The organism is Acinetobacter rudis, from assembly GCF_000829675.1.
Lineage (GTDB): Bacteria > Pseudomonadota > Gammaproteobacteria > Pseudomonadales > Moraxellaceae > Acinetobacter > Acinetobacter rudis.
Genome location: NZ_BBRX01000031.1, coordinates 29,966 through 46,464 on the forward strand (window position 1 = coordinate 29,966; position 16,499 = coordinate 46,464).

At 38.9% G+C, this 16,499-nt stretch carries 13 protein-coding genes; 6 read left to right on the top strand and 7 right to left on the bottom strand.

Going from position 1 to position 16,499, the window contains the following annotated elements; translation table 11 throughout:
- Nucleotides 1-97: 97 nt before the first annotated feature.
- The gene (locus Aru01_RS09305) at nucleotides 98-1,051 is read left to right on the top strand and encodes a lysophospholipid acyltransferase family protein (RefSeq protein ID WP_016656929.1); all 954 of its coding nucleotides are present in this window, start codon (nucleotides 98-100) and stop codon (nucleotides 1,049-1,051) included.
- On the opposite strand, the gene Aru01_RS09310 is transcribed toward Aru01_RS09305, so the two are convergent.
- From Aru01_RS09310 to Aru01_RS09330, 5 genes are all read right to left on the bottom strand, one after another.
- Nucleotides 1,043-3,430: a DNA internalization-related competence protein ComEC/Rec2 gene (locus Aru01_RS09310; protein ID WP_016656930.1), complete on the bottom strand. Its 2,388-nt coding sequence runs from the start codon at nucleotides 3,428-3,430 to the stop codon at nucleotides 1,043-1,045. The two genes, Aru01_RS09305 and Aru01_RS09310, sit on opposite strands and share 9 nt — an antisense overlap.
- A gap of 125 nt (nucleotides 3,431-3,555) precedes the next feature.
- On the bottom strand, nucleotides 3,556-4,245 hold the full coding sequence (gene lolD, locus Aru01_RS09315) for a lipoprotein-releasing ABC transporter ATP-binding protein LolD (protein WP_016656931.1): 690 nt from the start codon (nucleotides 4,243-4,245) through the stop codon (nucleotides 3,556-3,558).
- Nucleotides 4,238-5,473, bottom strand: coding sequence for a lipoprotein-releasing ABC transporter permease subunit (locus tag Aru01_RS09320; protein ID WP_016656932.1), 1,236 nt, complete (start codon nucleotides 5,471-5,473; stop codon nucleotides 4,238-4,240). Before Aru01_RS09320 ends, lolD begins: the two co-directional genes overlap by 8 nt.
- 300 nt (nucleotides 5,474-5,773) lie before the next feature.
- Nucleotides 5,774-6,685, bottom strand: a complete 912-nt coding sequence (locus Aru01_RS09325; RefSeq protein ID WP_016656933.1) for a DMT family transporter — start codon at nucleotides 6,683-6,685, stop codon at nucleotides 5,774-5,776.
- Between the two features lie 15 nt (nucleotides 6,686-6,700).
- Nucleotides 6,701-7,174: a YaiI/YqxD family protein gene (locus Aru01_RS09330; protein WP_016656934.1), complete on the bottom strand. Its 474-nt coding sequence runs from the start codon at nucleotides 7,172-7,174 to the stop codon at nucleotides 6,701-6,703.
- 248 nt (nucleotides 7,175-7,422) lie between these two features.
- On the opposite strand from Aru01_RS09330, the gene Aru01_RS09335 reads away from it, so the two are divergent.
- Nucleotides 7,423-8,370: a hypothetical protein gene (locus tag Aru01_RS09335; RefSeq protein ID WP_016656935.1), complete on the top strand. Its 948-nt coding sequence runs from the start codon at nucleotides 7,423-7,425 to the stop codon at nucleotides 8,368-8,370.
- A 974-nt stretch (nucleotides 8,371-9,344) separates the two neighbouring features.
- Here the strand turns inward: Aru01_RS09335 and serC are convergent.
- Nucleotides 9,345-10,424, bottom strand: a complete 1,080-nt coding sequence (gene serC / locus Aru01_RS09340; protein ID WP_016656936.1) for a 3-phosphoserine/phosphohydroxythreonine transaminase — start codon at nucleotides 10,422-10,424, stop codon at nucleotides 9,345-9,347.
- 365 nt (nucleotides 10,425-10,789) lie between these two features.
- Between serC and Aru01_RS09345 the strand changes: the two genes are divergently transcribed.
- From Aru01_RS09345 to Aru01_RS09360, 4 genes are read left to right on the top strand one after another with little or no spacing between them, the layout of a single operon-like run.
- Entirely contained in the window at nucleotides 10,790-12,298 is a 1,509-nt protein-coding gene (locus Aru01_RS09345) for a TolC family protein (protein ID WP_155757971.1), read from the top strand.
- A gap of 19 nt (nucleotides 12,299-12,317) precedes the next feature.
- Complete coding sequence (locus Aru01_RS09350; protein WP_016656938.1) at nucleotides 12,318-13,526, top strand: HlyD family secretion protein; 1,209 nt, start codon at nucleotides 12,318-12,320, stop codon at nucleotides 13,524-13,526.
- On the top strand, nucleotides 13,526-14,668 hold the full coding sequence (locus tag Aru01_RS09355) for an ABC transporter permease (RefSeq protein WP_016656939.1): 1,143 nt from the start codon (nucleotides 13,526-13,528) through the stop codon (nucleotides 14,666-14,668). Before Aru01_RS09350 ends, Aru01_RS09355 begins: the two co-directional genes overlap by 1 nt.
- Nucleotides 14,665-15,768, top strand: coding sequence for an ABC transporter permease (locus Aru01_RS09360; protein WP_016656940.1), 1,104 nt, complete (start codon nucleotides 14,665-14,667; stop codon nucleotides 15,766-15,768). The genes Aru01_RS09355 and Aru01_RS09360 overlap by 4 nt, the downstream gene beginning before the upstream one ends.
- Nucleotides 15,769-15,853: 85 nt before the next feature.
- On the opposite strand, the gene mscL is transcribed toward Aru01_RS09360, so the two are convergent.
- Nucleotides 15,854-16,285, bottom strand: a complete 432-nt coding sequence (gene mscL, locus Aru01_RS09365) for a large conductance mechanosensitive channel protein MscL (RefSeq protein ID WP_016656941.1) — start codon at nucleotides 16,283-16,285, stop codon at nucleotides 15,854-15,856.
- Nucleotides 16,286-16,499: the final 214 nt, after the last annotated feature.

Below are 16,499 nucleotides of genomic sequence, written 5' to 3' on the forward strand. Positions count from 1 at the left end.
CAAGGTTTATGATTAAACTGTCTAATCAACTCGAATTAACCTATAATAATCATGGCATTTTTACTTAAATCAAACGGATTCACTTTCTCTACACACGATGAAAAAACAACAAACAACGACAGTAACCCGCTTATTAAACCTTTTTGGTCGACAACCAATCATGTTCTTGCGTTTTATTGCACGAGGTTTAGCAGCCATCGTCAATTTAACTGGCGTAAGTAAAACCTCAAAGACCTTAAGCCTAAATATTAATATTTGTTTGCCAGAGCTAAGTGATGCACAGCGCAATCAAATTACGCAAGCAGCAATCCGCAATGAAATGCAGTCTTACTTCGAGTTCTTTAGTATTTGGGCAAGTAGTAATGAAAAAAACATTTCACGAATTCATCATATTGAAGGTGAAGCGCATGTACATGCTGCGATTGCAGCAGGTAAAGGTTTAGTTTTAGTTGTTCCACATTTTGGTACATGGGAAGTCATGAATGCTTGGTTTGCTCAGCACACCCAAATGACCATTATGTATAAACCGATCAAAAATGCTGAAGCAGATCAATTTGTACGCCAAGCACGTAGTCGAGAAAATGCCACACTGGTTCCAACTGATGAATCAGGGGTTAGACAAATTTTTAAAGCCTTAAAACAAGGTGGTACGACGGTTATTTTGCCTGATCATAGTCCTAATATTGGCGGTGATATGATTGAGTACTTCGGTATTCCCTTAGCCAGTAGCAGTTTAAGCGCTAAACTGATTCAAAAGACTAAAGCCAGTGCACTATTTTTATATGCGATGCGCAACCCATCAAACGGCTTCGATATGTACATCGAGCCTGTAGATGAAGCCATTTATCAAGGGACTGCAGAACAAGGTACATTGGTCATTCACCATATGATTGAACAACTTATTCGTCGCTATCCAGAACATTATCACTGGAGCTATAAACGCTTTAAAGCGAATCCAGAACTTGATAATGTATATCACCTTGACCCTAAAGAGGCGTTGCAACTAGTTGAGTCTGTTCGCCAACAGCAACAACAAAATACTTCATCTTAACCAACGTCGTTGATCTCGTTGTAGCTCTAACTGCATGACCTGCTGATCATCTAGATAGAAACGCATAGTGCCTTCATTCTGAGTTTGTTTTAATGGGATTGACAAGGCTTGCAGTCGGCTCAGTACTTTAGCATGCGGGTGGCCATAACGATTGTGCCGCCCAACACTGACCACAGCCAGTTGTGGCTTGAGCCATTTTAAAAAATCATAAGCCGAACTATGGCGACTGCCATGATGACCGAGAAGCAAAACATCAACATCGAGATCAGGATAATCCTGCATTAACTGATATTCGGCTGGCCAGCCCGCATCACCCATGATGAGAAAGTTTTGGTAGCCCAGTGCTTTGGGCACCTGAATATACACAATACAAGAGAGATCATTCTTATGTTCGGAAACATCAGCAAGTTGCTCTTGTCGTGGGGCTAAGATCTGTACACGAACACCCTCATATTGCCAATGTTGTCCTTGATGACAGTACTGAAAAGGCACATCAGCATAGCCTGCTTTTGCAAAGTCACCATCATACTGGTTCGATAAAAAAGATTGGATCTTAATACGTTTAGATAAACTGCTTAAGCCACCACGATGGTCCTGATCCAGATGAGAAATGATCACCTGATCCAACTGTACGATACCTTGACTGAGCAAAAATGGACTCAGTACATGTTCACCGATGCCCCACTGTTGCTCATTATAACTGCCCCCTAAATCAATCATCAGATGTTGCTTGGCTATTTTTAACAGCACTGCCTGTCCCTGCCCAACATCAATTACATTTAGCTCAAAAGCAACTTGAGCCTGCGGTGTGTAAATACATGCGACTGCACAGCAGTACCAATAGAGCCGAAGCAACAAACTATTGGGTAAAAACAATAAGATCAGCACCATAGCTAATCCAGCAATGTTTAATGTGGTTAAAGCAGGTGTCAGCATGGCATTGCTTATTGCCTGATCCAAGTGCTGTAATAACCAAAGTAATAACTCCAACACCGTATTACTGAGGTGAAACACCCCTTTTGCTACACTCGGCATGAACTGATAAACACTGCTGGCCACAACAGCAAGAGGAACAACCACAGCAGCTAAAATCGGCACAGCGATACAGTTAGCTAATGGTGCAAGCCAAGAAAACTGCTGGAACACCCATAGCATTAACGGCAACAATGCGATAAATATTTTCCATTGCGACTTTGTTAAAAGCATTAATTGACGTACAAGTCGTCTAACTATACTCATGCTCTCACTTTGAACTGCAGTTTGGGAAAATTGGCCTAAATAAATTCTGATTAAAATCAGAGATGAAATATAAGATAACCAAAATGCTGCTGCCAAAATATTGAGCGGGTCAAAGAAAAGTAAAATACTCGCGCTCAATAAAAGGATATGTAATGTTGAAAAGCGCTGTTTAATCAAAAGTAATAAACTTAATAATGTCACGCTCAGTACAGTTCTTAATGCAGGCACTTCAAAACCAACAAAAGCTGCATACCACCAAACACATAATACAAAAGGCCATAATAGTAAATCTGGACGTGGCCAATACAAAAATAACTGTGGATATAAGCCACTGACTATTCGTCTGACTAACGCACAGCACAGTAAGGCAAAAATCAAGACATGTGGCCCAGATATGGCCAGTAAATGCATGATACCAAGACGACGAAATAAGGACTGTATGTGCTCAGGTAATAGACTTTGATCTGCACTCACTAAAGCTAAGATTAAACCGTGTTGAGAAAGCTGTTGTATTTGCAACCATTGCCTAAATGCCAAGCGTTTGTTTTCAATATATTGAGCTATTTTTGCCAAGAGCTGCTGTTGCTTCTGTACAAATGGCGCATGAAACTTCATTACCTCCTTCACGTCTACAGCTTGTAAAGACTCAAGTTGTAAGCTTGCCATATAGCGTTGCTGCAATAGCCATAGCTCTTGATTAAACACAGCTGGGACAGCATAGCCGTGATGAGGAATAATTTGTCCAGTCGCTTTATAATAATGGCCCAATTTTAATTGAATTGGGCTATGTACAGGATACTGCACACGCCAATGTACTATTTCCGGCTGATGACCTAATACGGATACTTGTTGTTGCCAAGTATTGGCTTCATGCTGTGATTTTTGGGCAATACGATCTACATAAATCAATACCGTCACTTTGGCACTGTGAATTTCACGATATCTCAATAGCGCTGTAAGGTGGTGATTGGCATAGGATTGCCCTACAGCAAAACTCGCGATACTACTTAAAAATAATATCAGTACACTTAAATAAAAGTGCAGTGATAGCCATTGCATCCACTGTGCAAACAACATCGCGATCGAAAAAGCTAGAAAAGCGAGCAGATAAGGCAGACTCAGATCGCCCGATTTGAGCAATACCCGCAATCCACGCAACTAAAATGCAAGTGAGCCTCATGCCAATACTGCATCATCTAAATTTGGAAATTAGATAAAATTAAAGCCCATCGAAATGGGCTTTAAAAGGGATTTAGTCGGATCGTTTAAACTTTAGGATCAGCCCACATACCATCTTGCATTAGCAATGTTTGATCTGCGGAACGTGCCAATTGTTCATCATGGGTGACGATCAACATCGACATTTTTAACTCTTGCTGCAACTCTTTAAGTAAAACAAAGATCTGCTGAGCTGTTTTACGGTCTAAGTTTCCAGTAGGTTCATCTGCCATCATCAGTTTAGGCTGAGTCACTAAAGCACGTGCTAAAGCCACACGTTGACGTTCACCACCAGATAACTCCCCTGGGGTATGTGTCAGACGATGAGACAAGCCAACGCGATCTAACAGTTTTTCTGCTTGTAATTTCACTTGCTTATAATTTGCATCTGAACGAAGCATTAGCGGCATGGCCACATTTTCAAGTGCAGTAAATTCAGGCAATAAATGATGGAACTGATAAACAAAACCCAAATTTTGATTACGCAAATAACCACGTTCTGCCTCAGACAAGTGATCGAATCGCTCACCGTTAAGCAATACTTGGCCTTTAGATGGAAGGTCTAAACCGCCGAGTATATGTAATAAAGTACTTTTACCAGATCCACTCGCTCCAACAATAGAGACAAATTCACCCGCATGCACTTTAATCGACAAGTCTTTAATGACTTCAATCGAAGCTTTCCCATCATTAAATTGCTTTTGAATATTACGAGCTTCAAGTACAACATTACTCATAACGAAGTGCCTCTGCAGGTTGAATTTTGGCTGCACGCCATGCTGGGTAAATTGTCGCTAAAAAGCTGAGTATTAAAGATACTGAGACAATCAGCAGTACATCTTGCCAACGCAAATAAGTCGGTAAATAGTTAATGAAGTACGAATCAAATAAATGAAGTCCGAAAGTCGTATTAATCCAGCCCAATAAACTACTCACTGATGAAGCAAAAATAACTCCAAGCACAGCACCTGACAAGGTACCAATCACACCAATAATCGTACCTTGCACCATAAATATCTTGGTAATGGTTCGTGGTGATGCACCTAAAGTTCTTAAAATCGCAATATCTGCTTTTTTATCTGTGACCACCATGACAAGTGATGAAACAATATTAAACGCTGCAACCAAGACAATCAGGAACAGGAGTAAACTCACCATTGCTTTTTCCATTTGGATCGCATTGAACAAATTACCATGCGTATAAGTCCAATCAGAAGCAAAGAAAGTGCCTGGCAATTCTCGTGCAATCTGCTGCGAGATCTCTGGTGCAAGGAAAATATTGTCAAGCTTCATACGAATTGCTTGTGCGCCGTCTGGTTGACGTAACAAAGTGGCGGCATCGTTGAGCGCAATATAACCCATTGCAGAATCAACATCAGCACCAATACTAAATATGCCAACAAGAGTAAAACGTTTAAAACGAGGAATAATACCCGCTGCAGATGGCGTGGCTTCAGGGAGAACCAAAGTGACTTTATCATTGAGGCTCAAACCTAGATTGTCAGTCAATTGCTTACCTAAAACGATCCCAAACTCGCCTTGTTTCAGTTGATCGATACTACCTTCAACCATGTGGTCTTGAATAATCGATACTTTTTTCTCAAGTTTAGGTTCAATCCCGGTGACCAACACACCAGACACTTGTCCTTGAGCAGTAATCATGCCTTGCAATTGGGTAAATGGAGCAGCACCGGCAACATGTGGATGTTCTTCAATTTGTTTTGCGAGCACAGGCCAATCGGTGATGGTATGTGTTGTTGAGACAGTCGCTTGCGGCACCATACCGAGCACTCTGTTTTTCAACTCACGATCAAAACCATTCATTACTGCTAAAACAGTAATTAATACGGCGACACCAAGTGTCAAACCGATCATGGAAACTAAAGCAATAAAAGAAATAAAGTGATTACTGCGTCGTGCGCGAGTATATCTCAACCCTATATATAGCGAGATAGGTTTAAACATACCAATCTAGTCCGAGGTTTTTATGAAAGTTTACAGCATCAAGATCGGCACAGCGCGCCGTATAAAATCTAGAGTTGATGCTGCCTTAAAGATGAATAATCAGACGATTTCAAACAACATTACATTGAATGATCTTTGAAAATGCCCAGTTCATATTGGCAGCTATTTTCTACTACTTACACTATTAGATCAATTTGATCATGCACTTAAATACGAATTAGAACAATTGAATAAAAATATCAACAGATTACACGTATGTTATCCTTATTTCTTCATCACATTTATTCGATTTAATCCACTTTATTGCACATAACGTTTTTTATCTTGTTGTCTACTTGCCCGTAAGCTTGGATAAAAGTACACAACCACACCACAGATTAAAATGACTGCACCTAAAAACACCCAAACACTCGGTATTTCTGCATTGAGAATTGCACCAAAAAACATGGCTAACATCGGTGTCATTACTGTTGTCAACGACAAGGTGCTGGCAGGGATATTTTGTACCAGCTTAAAATAACAAAACATTGCGATGAGTGAAGCCATCACCACGGTATAAAGCAGAGCGAGGATACTTTTCATCTCTGGCATATGGGTAGGTGCCAAATGCCAAATAAAGGGAATTATTGCTGATGCAACCAAAGTTGAAACGAAAATCGACCCTGTCGCCTGAGCCATAGGTTCAATCTGTGCATTCACTTTTTTTACCCAATAAATCGACAGTGCATAATTAAATACGCTGATGAGCATTAGTATGATGCCAATTGGATGTACATGTTGTCCTTGGCCACCGCTCATGCAAATAATACCCAGACCAACGATTGCCATGGTCATACCAAACCACTGAATCCATTTTAAACTTTGGCCAAAGGCAAAACGTCCAATTAAACCGGCCATAATCGGTGCCAGCCCAAACATTAATGCCAATACACCTGAACTGAGATAATCTGTTGCCGCATAAGTAAAGAGCTGTGAACCAATCAAACTAAAAGCACCAGCAACATAACTATGTAAAGCCTGTCGGTTTACCGGTAATTTAATTTTCAGTATGAGCAAGAGTAAACTTGATAAAAACAAGGCGATGAAAAAACGAATCACCAAAGCCCAGTACAGATTGATATCCTCAACACTCCACACAATTGCAAGTGGCGTAGTTGACCAGATAAATACCAGTAAGATATATGTCAGGATAATATTTAATGAAGATGGCATATGCGACAACCTATCCTAAAGTGCATTTAATTTGCGTTTTTGCTTTAGGATTGTTTGATCCAAACTACTAGAAAACTCTCGTTTATCACGCTCTGAAATCGGTGGTGGCCCGCCTGTTTGTACACCTGCACCGCGCAAGGTATCCATAAAATCCCTGAGATGTAAACGTGCCTTAATATTCGCCACTGTGAACACTTCACCGCGTGGATGTAAGGCAATTCCACCTTTTTCGATCACTAAAGCAGCAAGCGGTATGTCTTGTGTAATGACAATATCATTACTTTGCATGCGATCGACAATCTCTTGATCGGCCTGATCAGCCCCTGCAAGTACTTGTAAAAAATGAATACGTGTTGACGTACGAATCCCTATCGGTTGATTCGCAACAAAGGTAATATCGAGTTGATATCGATCTGAAGCACGCAAAATAATTTCACGTAATATCTTGGGTAATGCATCTGCATCAACCCAAAGTTTAAATGGCAACACTACAGTACCTTGTATTGAGTAAGATGCTTAGTGTAACAAAGATTCTGGCTAAACACTGTGCTTGGCATGACAAAACTATGGATTTCATCATGATGCATTAAACTCATCTTGAAATTAAAAAATAGCATCATTTGATGCAAAAATTACACAAACGCAGAATAATCTGCAGTAAATTTAATTAACACCTTGAAATTTACAGATTACCCTCGATTAATAGTCACATGTTATTTAGGTTTTAATGCACGCATATGAACAATCAAAACAAACCAGAAATTATTATCATAGAAGATCAAAACTTTGGCAGTCATATTGAGCATTGGAGCTTACTTTCCCCCCAAGCAACGACTGATGTTCCTAAATGGCTGGGCATGGCACTTGATGCACCAATTATGCCTATGGGTTTGTGTGAAAAAGAATGTGATATGGACCAACACATGTGGTTGATTCAGGGTCCAAGCCATGCTGAAGTGATGTTTAACCAAATAGTCAGCGTAGAAAATAATAAACCTAAGGCTGTAAAAACCGCTTTTCCTAGTTTCCATAGCCCATATAACTGTAATGCTAAAATTAGCCGTATTATTAGCTGTAAATCTAATACACAAGCAGTATTACAACTTCAACTTGGTCCAAATAGTACGGTGTATGCATTTGACCAACTTTACAGCGTTAATCACGACTTTTACCAAGCCGATGAAGATTATCAAGTTCAACTCAATGGCTGGGCCTATGCCTTAGAGAAAGTTTCGGATCATGACAGTATCGTCGTGGATGACCCTGCTTCTATTCGCCATCATCACGCATTAAACGATATTTTGGCTGAGCACGATGGTGTTAGCCCAGATAACCTTCAAGAGCTTATTGATGCTTGGCAACCTAAAACAGCAGAAGAGCTTGAACCAGTCACTGTCGATTTCTCTAAAATGGTGGCGTATTTATATGGCGAGACTTTGGGTCAAGAAGATGAAGCTTGGTTTCAAGGTAAGATCGTGGGTAAAACCAACATGCCATTTATGCAGCAAAACTTTACGCTGTATGATGTCACTTTATTTCTAGAGCCTGATCAACCTGCAACGTTGATTCGTATTGCGACACAAGAGCCAGAACTTCAAAATTTCGAAATCGGTCAATATATCCGTGGCAATATCTGGGTTCAGGCAACGATCCACTCGCTTGCAGAACAGCGCAGCCCAGAATAACTTTAGATAAAAAGACTGCTGTTATCTCATTTGCCGATGCTTAATGGCTTTTAACAGCAGTTTTATATTCATTCATTTGATTGTTGCTTAAACCGCCGAGGGATTTAAACCACAGTCTAGGTATTCCTATAAGTTTAACGCAATCTCCAATACAGCATACTCATTGTTATTCATTTGTTATGGCTGATTGACTCATTATTATTTAAATCAGACTCCCTTGATTAGAGATTGTCCAATTAACTTATATTAACATTTTACCCACAGTTAAGCCTAAACACAGCACTTCATTTAGCTCACTTACTTTTTATACATTATTGCATTATTAGGACTTTCCTAAATCATCAATATATAAAATACTCCGATTATATCTTGGACTTGATTTAAACCTTTTTGTTTTAAAACCGAATAAATAGTACATGTAATTTCTTATTTATATCAATTATTACAATACTTTAATCATGATATTTATTTGGATAAAAGCTTATTTTACAGTACAATCTCCTGCCTTTTGATCATTAGTCTTAGCAAAAAAAATTGATCAAGATATTCTACATTACAAAAGACTTATCCACAGTTTTTAATTTAATTGTTTGTATTTGAATTTAAAATCTACCATTTTTAAATTCAAATTTTATAGATAATTGATAATGTTATTTATAGATTAAATTTAAGTTAGTACTTTATTTAATCTAATTATTATGATAAAAGTACATCAAACCAAATACCTTACACACAATAATTTATTACTTAGGTTTAGTGATGAAAATTATACCCGAACACTCGACTAGTCTAATTCATCAAGAAAATGGCTTCCGCATAAGATTGGATGCTGGCGCATGCTGCTTTTTTATACTCGGTATGTTTCTTAGCGCGGTGATCTTTCACCAAATCAGTTTATTTGCTCACTTTTAAAATCATCGAAAGTAAAAAAACCTCAGTATTTAACTGAGGTTTTTTTATTCATTTTCGGTGACTTAACCGTGGCGTTTAACAAAGCCATCCATAAAGTCAACCAATGCTTGCACCCCTTCAAGTGGCACAGCATTATAAATACTTGCACGCATACCACCGACAGAACGGTGACCTGCCAAGTTCAATAAGTGATGTTCTTCAGCCTCTTTAAGGAACAATTTTTCTAAATCAGCATTAGCTAAAGTGAATGGTACGTTCATTAATGAGCGGTTAGGAACAGCAATTGGGTTGTTATAAAAATCACTTGCATCGATATAACCATAAAGTAACTCAGCTTTTGCTAAATTGATCTTATGAATTGCATCAACCCCACCCTGCTCAAGTAGCCATTCAAAAACTAAACCTGCTAAGTACCAAGCATAAGTAGCTGGGGTATTCACCATAGAGTCATTTTTAGCTTGCGCAGAATATTTTAAAATACTCGGAATTTCTGGTTTTGCTTGATCCAGTAAATCTTCACGAACAATAACAATAGTTAAACCAGCTGGCCCAATATTCTTTTGAGCACCAGCGTAAATTAAACCAAATTTACTTACATCAAGTGGAGCAGATAAAATACTTGAAGATAAATCAGAAACTAAAGGAGCTTGTACATTTGGAATATCTTTAAACTGTATCCCACCAATAGTTTCATTTTCAGCATAATGCACATAAGCAGCATCAGCTGACAAGTTCCATTCCTGTTCTGGTTTGATTGCAAACTTTCCATCAATTTGCGTTGCCGCTTCAACGGTATGAATATCACCATAGCGCTGTGCTTCTTTTAACGCTTTTTCTGACCAAATTCCTGTATGAATATAGTCAGCTTTATTGTTTTTACCCAATAAATTCAATGGAATTGCCGAAAACTGTAATGAAGCCCCACCTTGTAAGAACAACACTTTATAGTTTTCTGGAATATTCATAAGCTTACGTAAATCAGCTTCTGCCTTAGCCGAAACGGCAACATAGTCTGAACTACGATGGCTCATTTCCATGATGGAGACGCCCTTACCCTGCCAATCCAACAGTTCACGTTGAGCTTTTTCTAATACAGCAGTTGGTAATGCAGCAGGACCAGCACAGAAATTGTACGCGCGCATGATGTTTCCCTTTTTGAAAGTGAAATGAACGAGAAGATGGCATTTAAGCATATAATCCATATCGATGCATTATGTAAAACAAGGATTGATAGCGATTATTTTTATATAGAATATAGCGTCACTTTATTTAGCCAATAAAATAAGCTAACTGATTTGATTTTTACTGGATTTTAGCATAACGTTCACTATAAATTTTCTTTAAAATAATCGTGATCTTTTGCTTTTCATTCTAAACAATATGACTCATCTCTATTTATATAAGTCATAAATACGTTCTTTATATTTATGATGGGTTTTTATCTATATTTAATATTGTCCTTAGGTCAAATAAGCTTGATCACTTTGTTGTATTCGAGACCACGTTGATGCAAAGCCAAAGCCCTTTATATAGATCACTGTCTAGCTTTTCAATTATTCACTGGATTCAACACTACTCACGACCATTACTCTGCATTTGCAGTGGATTTTTTATGGTCCACCCTTTACAAGCTAAAAATTTAAGCTATGCGGAAGCGGAACAACAGTACCTCAGTGGTTCTTACAGTACAATGGCACACCAAGCCTTACAACAAGCGAGTGAACTTGAGGCACAAGCAGTCAAAAATTTAGGGATGCCACGTGTTGATCTTAATGTTCGCGCTTATGCCTTTCAAAGTAAGGTAGATGTCCCTTTAGACTCTTTTAAAAACAATATTGAAAACTCACTAAGTAACAGCATTAATCAAAATGTTGATCAGTGGCCGAACCTACCAGACGATATGAAAGGTCCAGTCAAAGATCAATTACAACAAGGCCTACAAAGTGGCCTAGGTATGATTCCGAATAATGCGAAATTTACCATTGAAGATCAGACCATCCGCCCAACCATTTCGGTCTTAATGCCTTTGTATACAGGTGGTTTTACCTCAACAACCAAAGAAATGGCACAGTTAAAGTCAGCACGCAGTCAACTCAATAGTCAACAACAAGAAAACATTCAGCGTTATGAGCTAATCCAAGCCTATTTTGATGTGCAGCTACAACATAAATTATTACAAGCAAATCAATCTAATTTAGCAACGACCTCTAAGCATTATCAAAATGCCTTAAAACTTGAACAACAAGGGTTTATTAGTAAAGGCCAACGTATGCAATTTGAGGTTGTTAAAAACAATGCTCAACGTAATTTACAAAGTACCCAAGCTGATCTGTCAAGCAGCGTATTTAAACTTAGCAACCTACTACAACAAAATACTGTAGATCAACTTAGCACCCCTCTCTTTATCAATACAGCACATGATCAATCACTCACAGCGCTATTAAACAGCTTTCCAGAACATTCAGCTTTGATCCGTAAAATGCAGATGGATACACGATTAGCAGATGCAAATGTCGAATTACAACATGCCTCAAAACGACCAAGTGTTTTTGCATTTGGTGAATATGGCCTAGACAGTGACCACAATTGGATTGTGGGTGTTGCTGCTCGTTATAATTTATTTTCTGGTATCGATAAAAATAAAAATATCAGAGCTGCAGAGTTACAACGTCAAGCAGCTGAATTACTGACTTCACGGACCAAGCAAGAAACTGAGAATATGATTTATCGTGCCTATAACGAGTTGCAAAGTGCACAGCAAAGTCATGTTTTGCTACAACAAAATATTAAGGCAGCGCAAGAAAACCTACGCATTCAAGAACTGTCTTTTAAAGAAAGTATGGGGACAGCAACTCAAGTCATCGACGCCCAAAACATGCTCAATGCCTTAGAAAGTGAAACTGCCTTAAATGCCTATCGCTATATTTTGGCACTTGCCACTTTACTCGAAAGTCACGGTTCAATTGAGCAGTTTCAGAACTACGTAAATCAACCTAATACGATGTATATTCGTTAATGAATGCTGGAGATCAGACATGACACAAGCATCCTCTCGCGATCAAAACTCTACTCCAACAGCAGATGATCAACCTACCCAATCAGGTCAAACAGCAGCAGTCAATTCCACTGAACCAGATGTGACGACGACAGAGAACTCAACGGATCAGACCAAAAAAACTGTAAGCAATGAACCCAATACAAAAACATCAACCTCAGAACCCGGTGCTCCATCTGCGTCTAATCCATCTGAACCTAGGTCAGCTAAAATTAAGAAATTGATTTTACTCCTAATCGTTCTCGCACTTTTTACCTTAGTTGCTTTTGGACTTTGGAAAAGCTACCAACCGCAGTGGGTTGAATTACAAGGACGAGTTGAAGCTGAAACAGTACATGTCAGCACTAAATTACCGAGTCGTATCGAAGAGTTTCTAGTCAAAGAAGGTCAAATGGTCAATAAGGGCCAATTGCTTGTTCGCCTACATAGTCCTGAAATTGAAGCAAAAAAACAACAATCACTGGCCAGCTTGCAAGCAACTATGGCATTACAATCCACTGCTGAGCGAGGATCCCAGCAGGAAAATATTGAAACCCTCTATTCAAATTGGCAGAGTTTAAAGGCTCAAGAAAATCTCGCTCAAACCACCTATCAACGGGGTGCCAAGCTATATCAAGAAGGCGTGATTTCAAGACAACGTCGTGATGAAATGCAAGCTGCTGCCATTTCAGCACAGCAAATGAGCATGGCAGCTTATCAACAATATGCCCGTGCCAAACGTGGCAGTACTGTTGAACAAAAATCAACTGCCGATGCACAAGTTGAAATCGCTCAAGCCGCTGTCAATGAAGCCAGTGCTCTAGAAGCTGAAACCACCTTACGCTCTCCTGTTGATGGTCAAATTTCAAAAACCTATGGCAAAGTATCTGAATTTGTAGGAATAGGTGTACCCCTATTAAGCATTATTGAAAGTCAGCATGCATGGGTCAGTTTAAATGTTCGTGAAGACCAATATGCTCAAGTCTATCAGGCTAAAAGCTTAGAAGGCTTTGTGCCCGCGCTTAACCGTACGATTAACTTTAAAATCGATCATATTGAGGCTGAGGGTGAGTTTGCTACCATCAAAACTACAAGACAAACAGGTGGTTATGATATTCGAAGTTTTAAACTCCACTTAAGCCCTACTCAGCCTACTGCTGAGCTTAAAAGTGGGATGAGTGTATTATTTAAAGTTAAGGCCAAAGTTTAATGTTTGCCAGCATGCTTCGAGAACTACGTTATCTAGCCAATCACCGTTGGGATCTGGCCATGGTAACGCTTGTTCCCTTGCTTTTGCTTATTATGCTTGCCAGCATGTTCTATCAGGGAAAAGCTGAGCATTTACCTATAGCTTTTGTTGATCAAGACCATAGTCAGCTCAGTCATGAAATTGAACATCGTCTGAGCTTAAATACAACAGTTGATGTTGTATTAAAAACAACGGACCTGACTGAAGTTGAACGTCAAATCAACCAAACTAAAATTTGGGGCTATGTCTATGTTCCAGAGGGTGCAGAACAACGCTTAGTTCATGCAGATGATGCGGGTATCGCTATTGCCTATAACCTCAGTTATTTTAGTGTTGGTAATAGTATTTCATCAGCTATGTCACTTAGCACACTACAAGCGATCGCAGCCTATATGGGTGAAGATTATCTTGCACAGCACATTCCAGATATTAATATACCTACCGCACACGTTAAAATTTCACCCCTATATAACCCAGGGCTCAATTATGAGTTTTATTTGCAGCCTCTCATGGTTCCTGCCATTTTGCATTTATTACTCTGTTGCTGTGTCGCATTTAGCATTGGACATCATTACTTAAATTCGAAGCATTCATTGGCAGCGCCAACGACACTTGCGACAACCTTCAAAGAGTTAAATGCAAAGATTCTGGTTTATGTCCTGATTTTTTGTCTATGGACTTGGGCTTGGATGTACTGGATGGTGGTTATACGAGGTTGGTTCATTGCAGGACAACTCTGGATTATCTTAGTTGCACAGTTTGTATTTTATTATGCCTATGCCTATATCAGTGCTTGTATTGTCTTGGCTACACGCAACTTAAGTAAGAGTTTTGGTGTGATTGCTGTTTATGGTGGCTCTTCTTTAAGCTTTGCGGGTGTTACCCTTCCCGTCAATAATGCGGTAGCTTTTACTCAAATTTGGGCTGACCTTATTCCTTATACTCCATATGCAAAATTGCAAACCCAACAATGGGCAATGGCCAGTCCTTTGATGAGCTCCTTGCCACAATTGGGTATTATCGCGTTATTTCTATGTATTTTTGCTTTGCTTTGTGCATTACTAATTGCTAAATCGCTAAAACACAAGGAGCTCGTAACATGAAGGCTTTTGTGCAGGCATACCTACAAACCTTACAAGATATTGTGAGTAATAGTGCGATTTTTACCACACTGATATTGTCAGTGGTTTTTTATAGTTTTTTTTATCCCACCGCCTACAAAGCAGAGCAAGCCACACATCTACCTGTGGTCATTGTAGATGAAGAACAGAGCATCATTAGCCAGCAAATTGTTACTGAGGTGAGTAAAAGCCCGAAAGTTCAAATCATGGCAGTGACGGCGAATTTTGCTGAAGCAGAAATGTTAGTCAAACAACAAAAGGCTGATGCTATATTATTACTGCCCTTTAACCTCTCGCAAAGCCTGGCACGTGGTGAAATCGGCGGAGTGGGACTTTATTTAAATGCCACTAATTTTTTAAAAACCAAACAAATCGGTAGTGGTCTAGCAAGTTCAATTGAACATGCCATTCAACAACAATTACAACGCTTTACTGAGTTTTCGCATTTTTCACCTCATCTACCCATCCATCAAATTCCATTATTTAATGTTTATTCAGGTTATGGCAGTTATATTTTTCCTGCGATTTCCCCTTTGATTATTCATCAAACCTTATTTATTGGACTCGGCATGTTAATCGCTGGATATCGTGTTCAAAAGCAAGTCATGAGTTTTTCTGGGTTTAGTGGTTGTTATATGGCCGCACTTAGTATTGGTTGTTTTGGCTGTTATTATTTATTTGGCTTTAGTTTTTGGTTATATGATTATCCACGTGGTGGCAATTTTTGGGCAATGCTTATTGCAGTACCGATATTTATCAGTGCTGTTGTTGGACTGAGTTTATTGCTGGCTTCATATCTTGATGTGCCTGAACGTGCCGGACATATCATGGTGTTTAGTTCAATCCCACTCCTGCTCTTATCAGGAGTCGCTTGGCCTCATGCTGCTATGCCAGAGGTATTAGCCAGCTTTGGGCAAATACTCCCCTCTACTCAGGGAATTCAGCTCTTTATTCAGCTTAATCAAATGGGTGTTCCAACAAGCGATGTACTTACTAAACTTGGATATTTGATCTTGATTGCATTAATCACTACAGTCTGGGCGTATCGTCGTTTATCTAGCTTGCCGACCAAGAATGCTTAAAATAAAAAACCTCTAAACAATTTTGAATTTAGAGGTTTTTATTGTGTTCAGCATTGCAGCTGAACAACATTGTTAAAATTTAAACTTAACGTTTTTTCAATTCATCACGAATTTCACGTAACAATTCAATATCTTCAGGAGTAGCGGCTGGTGCTGGCTCCGGTGCTGGTTGTTGATTACGTAATTTATTCATTCCTTTCACTAAAGCAAAGACCACTAAAGCTAATAAGAAGAAGTTAATTGCGACGGTGAGGAAGTTACCATAAGCAAAGATGTTCAGACCTTCAGCTTGTGCAGCTGCTAAGCTTGTAATATTTTTAGGATTATCGCCTAGTACAACGAACCAACTAGAGAAATCAACATCACCACCTAACACCCAAGAAACTAAGGGCATAATGATGTCTTTAACCATGGAGTCGATAATTTTCCCAAATGCACCACCGATAATGACACCTACAGCGAGGTCCATTACATTACCCTTGACAGCAAATTCTCTAAACTCTTGAATAATACTCATTATCTTTCCTATGACTTATATCGAAAAAAATTGTTATTGTATGAATGAGTTAACAATTATTATTACTCAAACAACTAGTTTGTATTGATGTCAAAAACACAATTAAGCATTTAATTTAATTATGTTTTTGTCCAAAATATAGTAATTCAAGTAATTTTTAAAATTGATAAAACCGATCAAAAAATGATAAAAAAAATTTATCAAACTTGATAAT